15 protein-coding genes are annotated in these 17,021 nt (G+C 56.5%); 8 read left to right on the forward strand and 7 right to left on the reverse strand.

Translation table 11 applies throughout. The annotated features are described in order from the left end of the window. Nucleotides 1–114 precede the first annotated feature (114 nt). Nucleotides 115–882 carry an arylamine N-acetyltransferase gene (locus tag HV157_RS03015; RefSeq protein ID WP_113656719.1) on the reverse strand — a complete coding sequence of 256 codons (768 nt, stop codon included), beginning with the start codon at nt 880–882 and terminating at the stop codon, nt 115–117. 36 nt (nt 883–918) lie between these two features. Between HV157_RS03015 and HV157_RS03020 the strand changes: the two genes are divergently transcribed. Then, a complete protein-coding gene (locus HV157_RS03020; protein WP_182268522.1) occupies nt 919–2,427 on the forward strand; it encodes a PLP-dependent aminotransferase family protein in 1,509 nt (502 codons plus the stop codon). A 65-nt stretch (nt 2,428–2,492) separates the two neighbouring features. Here HV157_RS03020 and HV157_RS03025 read toward each other — a convergent pair whose 3' ends face one another. Further along, on the reverse strand, nt 2,493–3,548 hold the full coding sequence (locus tag HV157_RS03025) for an SDR family oxidoreductase (protein ID WP_182268521.1): 1,056 nt from the start codon (nt 3,546–3,548) through the stop codon (nt 2,493–2,495). 97 nt (nt 3,549–3,645) lie between these two features. Here HV157_RS03025 and HV157_RS03030 point away from each other — a divergent pair, with 97 nt between their 5' ends. After that, nucleotides 3,646–4,527, forward strand: coding sequence for a LysR family transcriptional regulator (locus HV157_RS03030; protein ID WP_113656716.1), 882 nt, complete (start codon nt 3,646–3,648; stop codon nt 4,525–4,527). 7 nt (nt 4,528–4,534) lie between these two features. On the opposite strand, the gene umuC is transcribed toward HV157_RS03030, so the two are convergent. The 3 genes from umuC to HV157_RS03045 form a co-directional block, all read right to left on the reverse strand. Further along, nucleotides 4,535–5,797, reverse strand: coding sequence for a translesion error-prone DNA polymerase V subunit UmuC (gene umuC, locus HV157_RS03035; protein ID WP_182268520.1), 1,263 nt, complete (start codon nt 5,795–5,797; stop codon nt 4,535–4,537). Next, entirely contained in the window at nt 5,781–6,215 is a 435-nt protein-coding gene (gene umuD / locus HV157_RS03040) for a translesion error-prone DNA polymerase V autoproteolytic subunit (RefSeq protein ID WP_044866940.1), read from the reverse strand. The genes umuC and umuD overlap by 17 nt, the downstream gene beginning before the upstream one ends. 233 nt (nt 6,216–6,448) lie before the next feature. After that, entirely contained in the window at nt 6,449–7,315 is an 867-nt protein-coding gene (locus HV157_RS03045) for an aldo/keto reductase family oxidoreductase (RefSeq protein WP_068794557.1), read from the reverse strand. Between the two features lie 144 nt (nt 7,316–7,459). Here HV157_RS03045 and HV157_RS03050 point away from each other — a divergent pair, with 144 nt between their 5' ends. Further along, complete coding sequence (locus HV157_RS03050; RefSeq protein ID WP_182268519.1) at nt 7,460–9,121, forward strand: methyl-accepting chemotaxis protein; 1,662 nt, start codon at nt 7,460–7,462, stop codon at nt 9,119–9,121. Between the two features lie 37 nt (nt 9,122–9,158). Here HV157_RS03050 and smrA read toward each other — a convergent pair whose 3' ends face one another. Beyond that, nucleotides 9,159–9,722 carry a DNA endonuclease SmrA gene (gene smrA / locus HV157_RS03055; RefSeq protein WP_020884302.1) on the reverse strand — a complete coding sequence of 188 codons (564 nt, stop codon included), beginning with the start codon at nt 9,720–9,722 and terminating at the stop codon, nt 9,159–9,161. Between the two features lie 355 nt (nt 9,723–10,077). Further along, entirely contained in the window at nt 10,078–10,989 is a 912-nt protein-coding gene (locus HV157_RS03060; protein ID WP_014169834.1) for a LysR family transcriptional regulator, read from the reverse strand. Between the two features lie 175 nt (nt 10,990–11,164). Here HV157_RS03060 and HV157_RS03065 point away from each other — a divergent pair, with 175 nt between their 5' ends. The 5 genes from HV157_RS03065 to fnr all read left to right on the forward strand — a co-directional run bounded on the left by HV157_RS03065 (nt 11,165) and on the right by fnr (nt 16,958). Continuing rightward, entirely contained in the window at nt 11,165–12,475 is a 1,311-nt protein-coding gene (locus HV157_RS03065) for a M20 family metallo-hydrolase (RefSeq protein ID WP_025204331.1), read from the forward strand. Further along, nucleotides 12,475–13,920 (forward strand): M20 family metallopeptidase, encoded by a 1,446-nt coding sequence (locus HV157_RS03070; RefSeq protein ID WP_182268518.1) that lies wholly within the window; start codon nt 12,475–12,477, stop codon nt 13,918–13,920. Before HV157_RS03065 ends, HV157_RS03070 begins: the two co-directional genes overlap by 1 nt. Nucleotides 13,921–13,969: 49 nt before the next feature. After that, nucleotides 13,970–15,496 carry a p-aminobenzoyl-glutamate transporter gene (gene abgT / locus HV157_RS03075; RefSeq protein ID WP_020884305.1) on the forward strand — a complete coding sequence of 509 codons (1,527 nt, stop codon included), beginning with the start codon at nt 13,970–13,972 and terminating at the stop codon, nt 15,494–15,496. A 10-nt stretch (nt 15,497–15,506) separates the two neighbouring features. Then, a complete protein-coding gene (gene ogt / locus HV157_RS03080; RefSeq protein ID WP_020884306.1) occupies nt 15,507–16,022 on the forward strand; it encodes a methylated-DNA--[protein]-cysteine S-methyltransferase in 516 nt (171 codons plus the stop codon). A 183-nt stretch (nt 16,023–16,205) separates the two neighbouring features. Then, complete coding sequence (gene fnr, locus HV157_RS03085) at nt 16,206–16,958, forward strand: fumarate/nitrate reduction transcriptional regulator Fnr (RefSeq protein ID WP_014070017.1); 753 nt, start codon at nt 16,206–16,208, stop codon at nt 16,956–16,958. Nucleotides 16,959–17,021: the final 63 nt, after the last annotated feature.

Genomic DNA, 17,021 nt, shown 5'->3' on the forward strand with positions numbered 1-17,021 from the left:
CGGTTTCTGCCCTGAAGACGTCTCAGGTAGCCTCTGTATTTAACAGTCCGCATTGTCGATGATAAGCCGGGGACGCATGCGCAGACTCGATACAGTCCAGCGTCCCCCTGCGGATCACTCAACCGTCAGCGCAAAACAATTTTTCAGTACAGAGGCAATGTCATCTTCTGCCAGCTGCTGCGTTTCCACGCCCTGCGCGGTGATCGTTTTCAGCACGTTACCCAGCAAAATCTGGCGTCCTTCCGGGCGATGCTGTACGACGAGCAGCTTCTGCACAAAAATGGCGTCCGGGTGCGTGGAGTTAAGGTAGTTGGCAGGCACGAAATCAATCCACTCCTGAGGAGAGAGGTCAAAGCCGTACTGACTGGCCCATTTACCCTCCATCCGTGCCTGAAGCAGATACTCACCCTCCGCGTTACGGGTCAGCCGGAACGTGTCGAAATCCTGCCGGATATCCGTATCAAGCATGTCTAACGCCATCGGCGCACGGATGCCGTAGCTACCGAACCCGAGGTCACAAAGCCACTGACGACCGTCAATCTCAGCAATGAGTGCCATATGGGTTTTAGGCCGACGCACCGGGTAGAACATCGGGCGCGCCGCGACAAAACGCCAGCGAATGCCCAATGCCTCCAGCGCCATCGCAAATAGCCCATTCACCTCATAGCAGTAGCCGCCGCGCTTCTGCCTCAACAGCTTATCGGCAATGTCTTCGGGGACCAGCGAGACGACTTTACCCGCCTGTACATCCCCATTTTCAAAGGGTATCGAAAAGAGCTGATGGCGCATAAGCGCATGCAGGGTAGCAGTATCGGCAGCCGCCGGGCCGGTATAGTTTATGCGCCTGAAATAGGCAGAAATATCGAAATTGTCGCTGTGCATAGTGCCTCCTTGTCTGGAACATGCCGGACACTATAGATGGGGCACTTCATTGGCTGTATAGTCAGTTTTATCGAAAATTTGACTGCACAGATCCCCATGGCCGCCCCGTCCCCCCATTACCGTCGGATTGCTGAGATGCTGCGTCTTACGCTGGCTTCAGGCGCGTTGCAAATCGGCGACCGGATGATCTCTGCACGTAAACTGGCCGAGCGCGAACAGGTCAGTCTCCCGACGGCACTGGAAGCACTACGCTGCCTTGAGGCCGAAGGCCTGATCGTTGCGCGTCCGCGTTCGGGCTACTACGTCCGTCAGACCCGCCAGTCCCGATGCGTGCAGCCCACCCGTTCCCTGCCCGGCCCCGTGCCTGTGACAATGTCAGCCGTCGCGCGATCGTTATTCAGTAGTGCAGAAGCCCGGCTGGTACCGCTGGGGGCTGCCTTGCCCGACCCCGCGTGGCTACCAGGCGATACCCTGCAACGTGCGCTGCAGTCTGCAGGTCGACGTCTGGAAGCGCGTGGGCAAAGCTATAGCCTGCCTCCGGGACGGGTTGATTTGCGCAGTAAGATTGCCGCCCGGGCCGCGCAATGGGGCGGCCGTTTTGGTGCAGAGGATCTCATCATCACCGCTGGCGCAACACAGGCGCTGCGTCTGGCGTTGCGGGCTGTGTGCCAGCCTGGCGACGTGGTAGCGATAGAACAACCCGCCTATTTCGGTACGCTGTTGCTGCTGGAAGATTTGGGCCTGAAGGCGCTGGAGATCCCAACCGATCCTCAAGAAGGGTTGTTGCTGGCGCCGCTCGCCGATGCTATTCGGTGCCATCATCCAGCGGCCGTTCTGGCCTCGCCCACCGTGCAAAATCCGCTGGGCGCCAGTATGTCCGTCCCCCGCAAGCAAAAACTGGTTGCCCTGCTGGAAGATGCAGGCATCCCGTTAATTGAGGACGATGTTTATGGCGATCTGGTCGGCGAAGGGCAACGTCCTCCGGCCTGTAAAGCGTTCGACCAGAGCGGGAATGTCATTTACTGCAGTTCATTGTCTAAAACGCTTGCGCCCGGATGGCGCATCGGCTGGATTGCGGCCGGACGTTACCACGCCCAGGTCCTGCAGGCGCGTATGGCCGGAGACTGGGCAGGCGCGCCGCTGTTTGAAGCCGCAACGAGCGAAATCCTGGCCAGTGGCGACTACGATCGTCATCTGCGGCGGCTAAAGCGGCGCATCGCAGAAGGGATTGGTGCCGTCATTGCGCGCGTCAAGGCAAGCTTCCCTCCCGGCACACGCGTTAACGTGCCGGCTGCCGGTTTCCTGTTGTGGGTTGAACTTCCACACCAGGTGAATGCACTGGAGGTGCACCGCCGCGCGCTGACACTGAACATTGGCGTTAGCCCCGGGCCGCTGTTTTCCCCCCGCGCACACTTAACGAATTTCCTGCGATTAAATTGTGCCAACGAACCCACGCCCCTCCTGCTGAATGCGGTGGATCGGATTGGCGCGCTTTGTCATGAACTGGCCGGCTCCTCTGGCCCTATTCCAGAAAGTGAACATTGAGCGTTCTTTACTCCCTGCATCCGGGTTCGCGTTTTTTACTGCCGTCAGAAACGCACTCCTTTTTTTCACGGAATAATACGTGTCGCTCTTAGCTGCGAGAACAGGCTGAAAAACATCTCATCGGTTGCCTGCATTCGCGTGAACCCTGACCGGCGGAGCTTACTGCCGTCGCCAAACATGTCGTAATTCCAGCTAAAGACAAAATCGGCAAAATGCCCGTCGTTCAGCTGCAAAATATCCGCCTCCACCAACCGCTCCCCGGCAATGTCGCGCCATAACGCACGATAGTCCTTAAACAGCTGATGGAATGACAATCTGACCGGCGGCGCAGAGTCCAGTTCAAACCAGCGTGCGATGCGCGGCCACAGCTCGCTCCAGCGCCAGATGTCCCCATTATTCACGTTGAAAGCCTGGTTGTTAGCCCTACGTGATGTGGCTGCCCACAGCGTTGCCTCCGCCAGCAATCCGGCGTCAGTATGATCAACAATGCTGTGCCAGGTCTGTTCCGAACCGGGAAAACGCAGAGGTAAACCCAGAGCCTTACACAGGGACGCATACAGTGCGATGCTCAGCGCAAGGTTCATGGTATTGCCTGGCACCGAACTGCCCACCACGCCTGGCCTGATGGCATTCCAGTGCCAGCGTTTTCCCCGCTGAAAATCACGGAGCCACGCGAGCTGAGCGGCGTTAAATTCTGCCCCGGGTACGCCCGGATCGCTTTCGCGTGCCGGGGTTTTGAACGGTCCCAGGTGCGCGCCATACACTTTGTATCCCTGCATCAGGCTTACCGTCTGCAAAGGCGCCGTTTTTTCAATATTGCTGACCAGGTTACGCAACATCGTGACGTTCGGTTCAACCATTTCCGCCCAGCTCCCGGCATTCATCCAGGCGCTGTAAAAAATATGGGTGATCTCGCCAGCGGCTTGCAAAGCCCTGGCGCTATCCTCCGCATCCAGTAAATCAACGTTGATCAGCGAAATAGCATCAGGATGGGATAAGGCATGGCGGCTCAGGCCAATCACCTGCCATTTATTGTCCAGGAGCGTTTTGACGAGCTGTCTGCCTACGATCCCGCTGGCGCCAGCGACCAGCGCGACGTTTTGTGGCTGCATCTTATTCACGGTGTTTCTCCAGTTAGGGTGACAGACACAGTGTGATATATTATTTTTTCCCTACATATCCCCTGAATTCGATGGCACTTATAAGAAAAAACATTAAATGAACAATAAGCTCAACGCCATTTCCACCTTTCTGCGCGTCGCAGAAGCGGGTTCCTTTTCGGCAGCCGCTCGCCAGAGCGGAATGAAGCAGTCTGCCGTCAGCCAGCAGATTGCCGCCCTGGAACAGGAGCTCGGGGTGGTATTACTGCATCGGACAACGCGAATGATGAAGCTCACCGAGCAGGGTGAACGTTATCGCCGTGATATGCAGCTTTTGCTGGATGCCATGCAGGAAGCGGAGAGACGGTTGAATCCTGCCGATCATCAGTTTCAGGGCAGCGTCCATGTTCAGTTGCCAAGCGGTCTGGGGCAGATCGTTTTGCCCCCTCTGCTGGCGCTTCAGCGCCTGCATCCGGCGTTGCACCTGACGCTGTCCCTCGATGACCGCATCGCCGACCTGGTGAGCGAAGGGGTGGATGTCGCGCTACGCCTTAGCGCTGAGCCTCCGCAATCGCATGCGGCACGTCTTCTGATGCGGATTGAAACCGCGCTGTTCGCTGCTCCCGGCTTTCAGGCGGTACACTCCGTCAGCGAACTGGCGGCACATCCCCATGTGCGATTTAGCGGCATTCCGCGGGATGCGCCTCTACGGTTGATCGCCGGTGAGGAAGCAATTGACGTGAAAGTGCATACCGTTTTTCGTGCCAACACCAGTGACGCCCTGTTACAGGCGCTGGAGTCAGGCCTCGGGATTGGCGGTATGCAGTTGCCGCTTGCGGCAAAGGCGTTGCAAGCCGGCACGCTGGTGCCGGTATTACCGGCCTGGCGGTTACCTGACCGGTATCTCTATGCCGTCTACCCCGACGCCCGCTTTATCCCACAACGCGTCAGAAGCGTGATACAGGTGATCGAACAAATCCTGCCGTCGCTTGCCAAATAACCGGCGTCTACTTCGCTACCGGCAAATCCGCGTACCGCGTCGTATAAGCCGGTGACAACATCTCGCGCTTCATCGCCCAGGATTTCTCAATCCCCTGCCCGGCAAACCATATCTTCCCTTTCCCGGAATGATTCACGCTGTCGATCAGCGCCATCAGCGCCGCGCTGTTGGCGCGCAAACGGTTATCGTCAAATAAATTCAGCTGGGCGACGCCGCTACTGAAAAAGTCCGCCAGCATCACCCCCGCTTTCATGTAGCGATAACCGTCAAGCCATATGCGCCCCAGCGCATCGGTGGCGGCACGGATGATATCGCGCGAGTCATTGGTGGGCGTCATCAGGGTGACAGACGCCTGATTGCCGTAATAAACCTCGTTGTCCGCATGCGGGCTGGTACGCAAAAACACGCTGATAAAGCGACAATATTGATGCTCGCTGCGCAGCTTTTCCGCAGCCCGTTCAGCGTAGGCGCAAATGGCCTGGTGCATCTCCTCGTATTGCGTAATACGGTGTCCAAACGAGCGGCTACAGATAATCTGCTGCTTCGTGGGCGTGAACTCTTCCAGATCAAGACAGGGCTCGCCGCGCAGCTCGCGCGCCGTGCGCTCCAGGACAACGTTAAAATGTTTGCGGATGACCCACGAGGAAGCTTGTGCCAGATTCAGCGCCGTGGTGACGCCCATCGCATTAAGTTTTTTGGTAATGCGCCGCCCGACGCCCCACACCTCCTCTACCGGTACGCGCGCCAGCAGTTTACGCTGCCGCTCGCGATCCGATAAATCCACTACGCCTCCCGTGCTGCTCCACCGCTTTGCCGCATAGTTGGCCAGCTTCGCCAGCGTTTTCGTGGGGGCAATGCCTACGCCAACGGTTAATCCCGTATTTTTAAATACCTGCGTGCGCATATGATGACCAAACGCCTCCAGCGCCATGCAGTTGCTGACGCCAGCAACGTTCACAAACGCCTCATCAATGGAGTAAATCTCTATGGCCGGGGCGAAATCGGTCAGCGTCTGCATCACCCGGCTGCTGAGATCGGCATAAAGCGCATAGTTCGAGCTAAAGACGTAAACCCGCGCGGGAAAGCGCTTCTCTTTGAATTTGAAATACGGCTCGCCCATTTTTATATCGAACTGCTTTGCCTCCCGCGACAGCGAAATAATGCAGCCGTCGTTATTGGAGACCACCACCACGGGTTTGCCCCGCAGATCGGGCCGAAACACCGTCTCGCAGGAGGCATAAAAGCTGTTCACATCAACCAGTGCGAACATGTTTATGCGTTTTGAGTGTGTGGGTGACAACACCGAAGATCTGCAGTTCCTCTTCGGACTGAAACGTGATCGGCTGATAGCGAACGTTATGCGGCACTAACCTCAGGATCGGGCGGGTCTGCAGCTCTTTGACCGTAAACTCACCCGCGACGGATGCCACCACAATATCCCCGTGCACGGCGTTTAACGAACGATCGACGACCAGCAGATCGCCATCGCCGATCCCAACGCCGATCATCGAGTCTCCGCTCACCTTCACAAAGTAGGTCGCGCTGGGATGCCTGACGGCCAGGCGGTTAAGATCGAGACGATCTTCCACATAATCCTGTGCCGGGCTTGGAAAACCACACGCTACGCGTTCTACAAATAACGGTAATTCAAGAGGTTGCTTTGGATAATAAGAAAAGAGAGTGTCCATAAATGCCTTTCTCGTCAGATACTGTATATAAATACAGTATTACGGATTATGGACAAGGATCAAGGTCCTTTACGGGGGTCACCCCAAACGCATTGAAGTGTGAGCGGATTTAATTCAGCCGTATCCTGCGCATCGGCGAAAGAATAGCCAGATAACGCCTGCGGCAGCGACATTCAGGTTTCAAGAGGGACAAAAAAGCCCAAAGCACTGCTTTGGGCTTATGCCTGTCTGGCTTAATCCGCCAGCGAATCGAGCGTTTCCAGCGCGTCAGCCGGGAGCACCAGCTCCGCCGCCGCAAGATTTTGTCGCAGATGCGCCACGGAGGAGGTGCCGGGGATCAGCAGGATGTTCGGCGAACGTTGCAGCAACCACGCCAGCGCGACCTGCATTGCCGTTACGCCCAGCGAATCAGCGACCGCCTGCAGCCCGGATGATTGCAGGGGTGTAAAACCGCCCAGCGGGAAGAACGGCACATACGCAATCCCCTGCTGCGCCAGCGAATCCACCAGCACATCATCGCCACGGTTCACGATGTTGTACATGTTCTGCACACACACCACCTGCACCATCTTCTGCGCTTCCGCAACCTGGGTGGCCGTGACGTTGCTCAGGCCAATATGGCGCACCAAACCTTGCTGTTGTAACTCGGCCAGCGTGGCGAGAGGTTCAGCAATTGAGCCTTCTGCTGGCCCGTGTGCGCTGAACATGATGCGCAGATTAACCACGTCCAGCACATCCAGCTGCAGATTACGCAGGTTGTCATGTACCGCCTGCGTCAGTTCCTGCGCGGAGAAGGCCGGCAGCCAGGAGGCATCACTGCCGCGACGGGCACCGATCTTGGTGACGAGCGTCAGATCGTCGCGGTACGGATGAAGCGCCTCGCGGATCAGCTGGTTGGTGATATGCGGCCCGTAAAAATCGCTGGTATCAATGTGATTCACCCCAGCAGCCACCGCTTCGCGGAGCACATCCAGCGCGGCATTTTTGTCCTTTGGAGGACCAAACACGCCCGGCCCGGCAAGCTGCATCGCGCCATAGCCAAGCCGTTTAACCGTCCGCGACCCCAGTGCGTACGTCCCGCTTTTATCAATGCTGCTCATGTCGACCTTCCTCATAAAAATGATCCGGATTTACAACGAGTTCCTTAACAGACCCCGTAGTTAAGCGCGAGTTAAATTAAAGTTTAATTTCTCTACGACGATAGTATTTGTGTAACCCTGCATCTTCTCTAACGGACGACCGCTATGCTGAAAAATCTGCACGTGATTACCGGTATTATCTTTGCTCTCACCATATTCTGTCTGTTGCAAGTTGTCACGGGAGGGTTGTTCTACTCTGCCGTCAGCAACGACCGCCATAACTTCCAGAACTCCGGGGTGCTCAATGCCCAGCAGGAGAGCCTGAGCGACAGCGTGAACACGCTGATCAAAACGCGCGTCACCGTCACCCGCGTGGCGATCCGCTACCTGAAAAACCAGCGCGACCCGGCGTCCCTTGCGGCGATCAACAAACTGCTTGGCACCGCGGCTGATTCTCTGGCTAAAGCGGAAGCCTATAATAAAGAGTGGCAGAAAATGCCGCAGGTTAACGGCCAGAACGCGGCATTAACCGACGAAATGCAGAAATCATGGAGCCAGATGCATGAAGTGATGCGTCTCTCCATTGCGTATCTGCGTGCCGACAACTACCAGGCCTATGGCGATCTGGATGCCCAACAGGCCCAGGACGATATGGAAGGGGTTTATAACCGCTGGCGCGCCGAAAACAACACCCTGCTGAAAGCCGCAACCGAAGAGAACCAGAGCAGCTTTACCCAGATGCAATGGACGCTGGCAGCGATCTTCCTGGCCGTTATCGCGGTACTGGTGGTGATCTGGCAGGGTTTACAACACCTGCTGTTAAAACCGCTCCACATGATTATGAACCATATTCGCGCCATTGCGGGCGGCGATCTGACGCAGGATATCGCCCTGTCTGGCCGCAATGAGATGGGCCAGCTGGCGGCGGGTCTGCATGAGATGCAGCAGTCGCTGGTGACCACCGTCAGCGCCGTGCGTGGTAGCACCGATTCCATTTACACAGGCGCAGGTGAAATTGCCGCCGGAAGCAACGATCTGTCTGCCCGCACCGAGCAACAGGCGGCTTCGCTGGAGGAGACGGCTGCCAGCATGGAAGAGCTGACCGCAACGGTTAAACAGAACTCCGACAACGCCCGTCAGGCTACGCTACTGGCGAAGAACGCTTCAGAAACGGCGGCCCGTGGCGGTCACGTGGTGGATAACGTTGTCCGTACCATGACCGAAATCGCCGACAGCTCGCAGCAAATTGCGCACATTACCGGCGTGATTGACAGCATTGCCTTCCAGACAAACATTCTGGCGCTTAACGCGGCGGTGGAAGCCGCGCGTGCCGGGGAGCAAGGTCGTGGCTTTGCGGTCGTCGCAGGTGAAGTCCGCACGCTGGCCAGCCGCAGTGCGCAGGCGGCGAAAGAGATCAAAGGGCTGATTGAGAACTCCGTCAGCCGGGTGAATACCGGTTCAGAGCAGGTCAGCGAAGCGGGCGCAACCATGAAGGAGATTGTCGCTGCCGTCACCCGCGTGACCGATATCATGGGCGAGATTTCGTCGGCGTCCGATGAACAGAGCCGCGGCATTGAACAGGTGAGCCTGGCCGTTTCGCAGATGGACAGCGTCACACAGCAAAACGCCGCGCTGGTACAGCAATCCGCCACGGCGGCGGCGGCCCTGGAAGATCAGTCGGAACAACTGCGCCAGGCTGTGGCAGCGTTTCGCCTGAACGGAAAGGAAAAAGCCACCACGCCCCACCCGGCCACGGTGAAAACCCCACAGCTGTTACGCCCGGCAACGGCCAACACCGCCACCGACAGCAACTGGGAAACCTTCTGAGTGACAGGCGGGCGAACGTCTCGCCCGCCAGAAGCGCTTAACGGCTGCGCTTAGCGTGCCGTTCCCAGTTCTCCTGTTTCGCTTCGTCAGACTTTCGTAGCGAAACATAGCATGCTCCGCTGCCGCCGTGATGCGGCAGCGCCACGCAAAAGGCCTGCACTTCCTCGAACTCGGTTAACCAGCGCGCCAGATAGCTGCGTACCACGTTGGGATGGGCGTTCTGCTCCCGTCCTTTTCCATGAATGATCACCAGGTTACGTAATCCATCGCGTCCAGCCTGGCGGATAAAGGAAAACAGCATCTGCCGGCAACGCTCGGCGGGCTGGCGTAACAGATTTAAGCTGGCCTGGCGGGAATATTTACCCGAGCGGAGCTTATCAATAACGCCCTGTTGCACCCCTTCCCGTCTGAACGCCAGCGGCTCCTCCAGGGGCAGAAGTTCCAGGAAGCCCAGGGTCAGGAAGTTATCCAGTTGCTCGGTATCAATCTCCTGACGCGTCCGCGTGTTGCGGCTCGGCTGCCAGTGAATATCCGTGCAGCGCTTCAGGGGCTGGATACCCTCCATGGCGTCAAGAAAAAGTGATTTGTCGTCAGGGTTCATGGACATCCTCCCGCTACATCTGAGCCTGTACTATACCTGCGCCAGGCATGGGCCTCAATAACCGCTACCCCAGGATAAGGACATAAATATTAACCTGATGAATATAAAAATTATTTCTTCGCAAAAGTTAAACGCGACTTAACTTAAATTTCAGCACACATAAAACAGAAAGTTTAGGTTAAAAAAATGTGGAATCAATGATGCTAAAACATATCTTTTTGAGGGTGGGCTGTTATAATTAAATAAACCTGCTTCACGGATATAACATTCAGGATCTGCGAAGGGAAGCACTGCTGTGTGTTGTAGGGTCTGTCTGATGTCGGACAGGCTCTGTTTTTTTATTTTACTCCCCACTTCACTCCGATACTATTTTCCGCGCCTCTCTTCTGAATTGCGTAATTAACGATTCGGTCAGGGGTGTCTGACGAGAATCACGACGCTGAATTAAATAATAGGCCGCTTTAGGTAGCGATTCGACAACGGGCAGCATAACCAGACGGTGCGCCAGCAGCGGGTCACAGCCCAGTTCCTTTGGAAGGATACTTAAAAAATCACTTTGTGCAACAAGGCTAATGCAGGAAGAAAACGTTTCGCAGACAACGTCAATGCGCGGTATTTGCGAGCGATGAGTAAAAACATCTTCTAATTGCTTATAATAACTCCCGCGTGGCGTCGGCATTGTCCAGTTATAATTCAGCAATTCGGTAATGGATGTCGCGCCCGTCGCCGGATGCCCTTCCCGACAAAATACGGCGAAAGGCTTTTCAAACAATTTTTCAAACGTAAACTCATGATCGTACGGCCCCTGATAATAGGTGTTGATGGTGAAATCCAGCTCGCCCTGGCGTAATTCATTGATCATCGACACCAGTTGCCCTTCCATTATCCGGACTTTTACCTGCGGATGTTGTGCATGAAAGCGGGTGATCACCGCAGGCATAAGGCTTCGCGAAATACTGGCTCCCATTCCAATGTTAATCTGCCCGGCCAGTTCCCCCTGGCGCTGGCGGATATCATCCTGCGCCGCGCGTAACTCTTCCAGAATCAGCCTGGCGCGCGAGTAAAACCCTTCCCCACACTCGGTCAATGCGACGCCTTTACTCCTGCGCACAAAAAGCTGCGCCGCCATCCCCTCTTCCAGCTCTTTGATTGATTTGGTCAGCGCCGGTTGCGAAAGATTAAGCGTCCTGCTGGCACCGCGGATACTGCCCTGACGCGCGACTTCAACAAACGCCCGGATTTGATGAAATTTAATCTGAAATGACATAGCCCGACCGATAACCGTTGTTTATCAGAGTAAAGAAACTGTCATCTACTTTAATGGAAATGGATGTGCGAGGGTAATTCCTGAACGGTTAAAACTGTGAAAAAACGGTTAGTGATAAGTAAAAACTATCACAGCGTGAAGCAGTTCACATATTTTAATGATGACAGGAACAGATATGGAATCACTGGCGCAGTACATCCAGACATTAGCCCCACAACTGAGCGCATGGCGTCGCGATTTTCACCATTTCGCGGAGTCCGGATGGCTCGAATTTCGCACGGCGGCGAAAGTCGCGGAAATCTTAGACCAGTTGGGTTATTCGCTGGCGATGGGCCGCGACGTGGTAGACGCCGAAAGCCGTATGGGATTACCCGATGACGCCACGCTGGCGCGAGAGTTTGCCCGCGCCCGGGCGCAAGGCGCACCAGAGAAATGGCTGGCCCCGTTTGAAGGGGGATTTACCGGCATTGTGGCGACCCTGAATACCGGCCGCCCAGGCCCGACGCTGGCGTTTCGCGTGGATATGGACGCGCTGGATTTAAGCGAAGCACTCGATGACAGCCATCGCCCGTTCCGCGACGGATTTGCCTCCTGCAACCCGGGGATGATGCACGCCTGCGGTCACGATGGCCACACCACCATTGGTCTGGGGCTGGCGCACGTGCTTAAGCAGAATGAATCGCAACTCAATGGCACCATCAAACTGATCTTCCAGCCTGCCGAGGAAGGCACCCGAGGCGCTCGCGCCATGGTGGCCGCCGGGGCGCTCGACGACGCGGACTACTTCACCGCGATTCACATTGGCACCGGTGTGCCCGCCGGTGTGGTGATCTGCGGCAGCGATAACTTTATGGCCACCACCAAGTTCGATGTGCATTTTACCGGGGTTGCCGCACACGCCGGCGGTAAACCGGAGGACGGCCGGAATGCCCTGCTCGCCGCGGCTCAGGCCGCTATCGCGCTTCACAGCATTGCCCCACACAGCGAAGGTGCATCGCGGGTGAATGTCGGCGTGATGCAGGCCGGCAGCGGACGCAACGTCGTACCGGCTAACGCCCTGCTCAAGGTTGAAACCCGCGGCGTAAGCGAAGCCATTAACCAGTACGTCTTTGAACGCGCGCAGGCCGTGATTACCGGTGCGGCGGCACTCTACGGCGTGAGCGTCGAGATGCGTCTGATGGGCGCCGCCACCGCCAGTGCCCCTACACCGGCCTGGGTAGATTATCTGCGCCAGCAGGCAAGCCAGGTGACCGGCGTGGTGCAGGCCATTGACAGAGTCAACGCCCCCGCAGGTTCCGAAGACGCGACGCTGATGATGGCCCGCGTGCAACAGAACGGCGGAATGGCGTCGTATATGGTGTTCGGTACCGAGTTAAGCGCAGGTCATCACAATGAAAAATTTGATTTTGATGAGCAGGTCATGAACCTCGCTATCGAAACGCTGGCGCGCACTGCGCTTAATTTCCCGTGGACGCGAGGTGTGTAATGCAGGAGAACTACGCTTTTATTGCCGATGCCATCGACACGCGATGTCAGCTGTTAACCGACATTGCCGACGACATCTGGGATCACCCTGAAACGCGTTTTGAAGAGTTTTGGTCCGCGGAACGGATTGCCGGCGCGCTGGAAGCGGAAGGTTTCACCCTGACCCGTGAAGCCGGCGGGATTCCGAATGCCTTTATCGCCAGCTTCGGCAGCGGTAAACCCGTTATCGCCCTGCTGGGGGAATATGATGCTCTGGCCGGATTGAGCCAGCAGGCACATTGCGCGATGGCACAGTCCGCCACGCCGGGTGCCAACGGCCACGGCTGTGGCCACAATTTGCTGGGAACGGCAGCGCTGGCGGGTGCCATTGCGGTGAAAAGTTGGCTGGAGCAGCACGGGGGGAGCGGCACCGTGCGTTTCTACGGCTGTCCTGGTGAAGAAGGCGGTTCGGGGAAAACCTTTATGGTGCGCGAAGGTTTGTTTGATGACGTTGATGCCGCCGTCACCTGGCACCCTGAAGCATTTGCCGGCATGTTTAACGTCAGCACGCTGGCCAATATTCAGGCCGCCTGGCGGTTTCACGGCGTGGCGGCGCATGCTGCTAACTCGCCACATCTGGGGCGTAGCGCGCTGGATGCCGTAACGCTGATGACCACTGGCACCAATTTCCTCAACGAACACATCATTGAGAAAGCGCGCGTTCATTACGCTATCACCGATACCGGTGGAATCTCACCCAACGTGGTGCAGGCGCAGGCTGAAGTGCTGTACCTGATCCGCGCGCCGGAAATGGCCGATGCGCAGCAGATCTACGAACGTATCGAGAAAATCGCTCAGGGCGCGGCAATGATGACCGAAACCACCGTTGCGTGTCGCTTTGATAAAGCCTGCTCCAGCTACCTGCCCAACCGCACGCTCGAAGCGGCGATGTATCGCGCCCTGCAGCATTACGGCACGCCGGAGTGGACGGAAGAGGAGCGCCAGTTTGCGCAGGATATTCGTGCCACGCTAACGCCAAATGACCTGCAAAACAGCCTGAAGAACATTGCCGCGACGGGGGGAGAAGCCGGTAACGCTTTTGCGCGCCGTCAGCAGGAGATGTTACTGACAGATGAGGTCGCACCTTACGCCATTACCGATAACGTACTGGCCGGGTCAACCGATGTGGGCGATGTCAGCTGGAAAATGCCGGTGGCACAGTGTTTCAGCCCCTGCTTTACCATCGGAACGCCTTTGCATACCTGGCAACTCGTGGCTCAGGGGCGAACCTCGATTGCTCATAAGGGCATGCTGCTGGCCGGAAAAGTGATGGGCGCAACCGCGCTAAATCTGCTCCAGGATGCAACGCTGCTGCAACAATGCCGGGAAGAGTTCGAACAACAAATCACCGAAAAACCGTACGTGTGTCCGATTCCGGCAGGCGTGACACCGTCACCTTTAAAATAACAAAACACAACACAACACAACAACACAACAACAGTCCCGAGGAACGCCCATGAGTATGTCTTCCATACCTTCGCATTCCCCATCCGGTAAGCTCTATGGCTGGGTTGAAAGGATCGGCAATAAAGTGCCGCACCCTTTCCTGCTTTTTATCTGGTTGATCGTGGTTTTAATGGTGGCGACAGCGGTGCTGTCCGCCTTTGATGTCAGCGTGCGCAGTCCGGCCGATGGCAGTATGGTGGCGGTCAAGAACCTGTTGAGTGTCGAAGGGTTGCACTGGTTCTTACCGAATGTGGTTAAAAACTTCAGCGGCTTCGCCCCGCTGGGGGCCATTCTGGCGCTGGTACTGGGCGCCGGGCTTGCCGAGCGTGTCGGTCTGTTACCGGCGCTGATGGTGAAAATGGCCTCCCACGTCAGCGCACGTTACGCCAGCTACATGGTGCTGTTTATCGCCTTCTTTAGCCACATCTCCTCTGATGCCGCGCTGGTGATCATGCCGCCCATGGGCGCTCTGATTTTCCTCGCCGTCGGACGCCATCCCGTGGCGGGTCTGCTGTCGGCGATTGCGGGCGTAGGCTGCGGCTTTACCGCCAACCTGCTGATCGTGACCACCGATGTCCTGCTCTCAGGCATCAGCACGGAGGCGGCCAAAACCATCGACACCGCGATGCACGTCAGCGTCATCGACAACTGGTACTTTATGGCCAGCTCGGTGGTCCTGCTGACCCTGGTGGGCGGACTGATTACCGATAAGCTCATTGAGCCGCGTTTAGGGAAATGGGAAGGCCGAAGCGATGAGAAGCTGGAGACGCTGAGTAAAGAGCAACGCGTTGGCCTGCGCGTGGCAGGCGTGGTCTCGCTGGCGTTTATTGCCGCGGTCGCGCTGATGGTGGTACCGGAAAACGGCATCCTGCGCGATCCGGTTAAACATACCGTTCTCCCCTCGCCGTTTATTCAGGGCATTGTGCCGCTGATTATTCTGTTTTTCTTTGTCGTTTCGCTCGCCTATGGGATCGCCACCGGCAAAATTCGCCGTCAGGGCGATCTGCCGCAGCTGATGATCGAACCCATGAAAGAGATGGCGGGCTTTATTGTGATGGTGTTCCCGCTGGCGCAGTTCGTGGCGATGTTTAACTGGAGCAACATGGGCAAATTTATGGCCGTGGGTCTGACCGATGCGCTGGAAGCGGCGGGGTTAAGCGGCGTCCCGGCATTTGTCGGCCTTGCGCTGCTGTCGTCACTGCTGTGCATGTTTATCGCCAGCGGCTCGGCAATCTGGTCGATTCTGGCTCCCATCTTTGTGCCGATGTTTATGATGCTGGGGTTCCACCCGGCGTTTGCCCAGATCCTGTTCCGTATCGCAGACTCCTCCGTCATCCCGCTGGCACCGGTCTCACCGTTTGTTCCGCTGTTTTTAGGCTTCCTGCAGCGCTATAAACCAGAGGCAAAACTGGGTACCTACTATTCGCTGGTTTTACCCTATCCGCTTATCTTTTTAGGGGTATGGCTGGTGATGCTGGTGGCATGGTATCTTGTCGGTCTGCCGATTGGTCCGGGGATTTACCCAAGGCTGCACTAAAGGATTAACGATGCTGAGATTACTCGAAGATAAAATTGCCACGCCGCTTGGTCCACTGTGGGTGATTGCAGACGAGCAGTTCTGTCTGCGCGCCGTTGAATGGGAAGAACACAGCGACAGGATGGACACGTTGCTCAACGTGCACTACCGCGCGCAGGGTTATGAACGTATCAGCGCCACCAACCCCGGCGGCCTGAGCGACAAACTGACGGCGTACTTCGAGGGCGATCTCAGCATCATTGACACCCTGCCGACCGCCACGGCAGGCACACCTTTCCAGCGCGAAGTCTGGCAGGCGCTGCGCAGTATTCCGTGCGGACAGGTCATGCATTACGGCCAGCTCGCCGGGCAGCTCGGCCGTGCCGGCGCGGCCCGCGCGGTCGGCGCGGCAAATGGCGCTAACCCCGTCAGTATTGTGGTCCCCTGCCACCGCGTGATTGGCCGCAACGGCACCCTGACCGGCTATGCCGGTGGCGTGCAGCGCAAGGAGTGGTTACTGCGTCACGAGGGGTATCTCCTGCTCTAGTTTCCAGGCTTTTAGTGCTTAATTTTCTTCCGGTTAGGCTAAAAATCCATAATCAAGCTGTGGAATTTCAAGAAGATGGCAACAGGTTGCCGTCTCTTGTCCTTATTGATGGTTTGGCAGGCTTACGTACTTACCAAAAAGATGTTAAAATTGACCAATATCAATTAAGGCTTGAGCAAACCTATGATCCCGGAAAAGCGAATTATACGACGCATTCAGTCTGGCGGTTGTGCTATCCATTGCCAGGATTGCAGCATCAGCCAGCTCTGTATCCCGTTTACTCTGAATGAGCATGAACTCGATCAGCTTGATAATATCATCGAGCGCAAAAAGCCTATTCAGAAAGGGCAGACGCTGTTTAAAGCGGGAGACGAACTGAAATCGCTCTATGCTATCCGTTCTGGCACCATCAAAAGCTACACCATCACTGAACAGGGTGATGAGCAGATCACCGGCTTCCATCTGGCGGGTGACCTGGTTGGCTTTGATGCCATCGGTACTGGCCATCACCCGAGCTTTGCTCAGGCGCTGGAAACCTCAATGGTTTGCGAAATCCCGTTTGAAACGCTGGACGATCTCTCAGGCAAAATGCCCAATCTGCGTCAGCAGATGATGCGTCTGATGAGCGGTGAGATCAAAGGCGATCAGGACATGATTCTGCTGCTTTCCAAAAAGAATGCAGAAGAACGCCTGGCCGCGTTTATCTATAACCTCTCACGCCGCTTCGCGGAGCGCGGTTTCTCCCCGCGTGAATTCCGTCTGACCATGACGCGTGGCGATATCGGTAACTACCTGGGCCTGACCGTGGAAACCATCAGCCGTCTGCTGGGTCGTTTCCAGAAAAGCGGAATGCTGGCCGTTAAGGGTAAATACATTACCATCGAAAACGGTGAAGCTCTGGCCGTTCTTGCCGGTCACTCCCGCAACGTGGCATAACGCCCCCGCATGATTGATGCCAGACCGATAAATTTTTATGATTTATTGGTCTGGTACGTCACC

It is taken from the genome of Enterobacter sp. RHBSTW-00318 (assembly GCF_014101375.1).
GTDB classification, from domain to species: Bacteria; Pseudomonadota; Gammaproteobacteria; order Enterobacterales; family Enterobacteriaceae; genus Enterobacter; species Enterobacter ludwigii.

Coding starts and splice junctions, on each gene's coding strand:
- HV157_RS03015 (WP_113656719.1), bottom strand. CDS start 882: ATGCACAGCGACAATTTCGATATTTCTGCCTATTTCAGGCGCATAAAC.
- HV157_RS03020 (WP_182268522.1), top strand. CDS start 919: ATGGGGCACTTCATTGGCTGTATAGTCAGTTTTATCGAAAATTTGACT.
- HV157_RS03030 (WP_113656716.1), top strand. CDS start 3,646: ATGAACAATAAGCTCAACGCCATTTCCACCTTTCTGCGCGTCGCAGAA.
- umuC (WP_182268520.1), bottom strand. CDS start 5,797: ATGTTCGCACTGGTTGATGTGAACAGCTTTTATGCCTCCTGCGAGACG.
- umuD (WP_044866940.1), bottom strand. CDS start 6,215: ATGGACACTCTCTTTTCTTATTATCCAAAGCAACCTCTTGAATTACCG.
- HV157_RS03045 (WP_068794557.1), bottom strand. CDS start 7,315: ATGAGCAGCATTGATAAAAGCGGGACGTACGCACTGGGGTCGCGGACG.
- HV157_RS03050 (WP_182268519.1), top strand. CDS start 7,460: ATGCTGAAAAATCTGCACGTGATTACCGGTATTATCTTTGCTCTCACC.
- smrA (WP_020884302.1), bottom strand. CDS start 9,722: ATGAACCCTGACGACAAATCACTTTTTCTTGACGCCATGGAGGGTATC.
- HV157_RS03060 (WP_014169834.1), bottom strand. CDS start 10,989: ATGTCATTTCAGATTAAATTTCATCAAATCCGGGCGTTTGTTGAAGTC.
- HV157_RS03065 (WP_025204331.1), top strand. CDS start 11,165: ATGGAATCACTGGCGCAGTACATCCAGACATTAGCCCCACAACTGAGC.
- HV157_RS03070 (WP_182268518.1), top strand. CDS start 12,475: ATGCAGGAGAACTACGCTTTTATTGCCGATGCCATCGACACGCGATGT.
- abgT (WP_020884305.1), top strand. CDS start 13,970: ATGAGTATGTCTTCCATACCTTCGCATTCCCCATCCGGTAAGCTCTAT.
- ogt (WP_020884306.1), top strand. CDS start 15,507: ATGCTGAGATTACTCGAAGATAAAATTGCCACGCCGCTTGGTCCACTG.
- fnr (WP_014070017.1), top strand. CDS start 16,206: ATGATCCCGGAAAAGCGAATTATACGACGCATTCAGTCTGGCGGTTGT.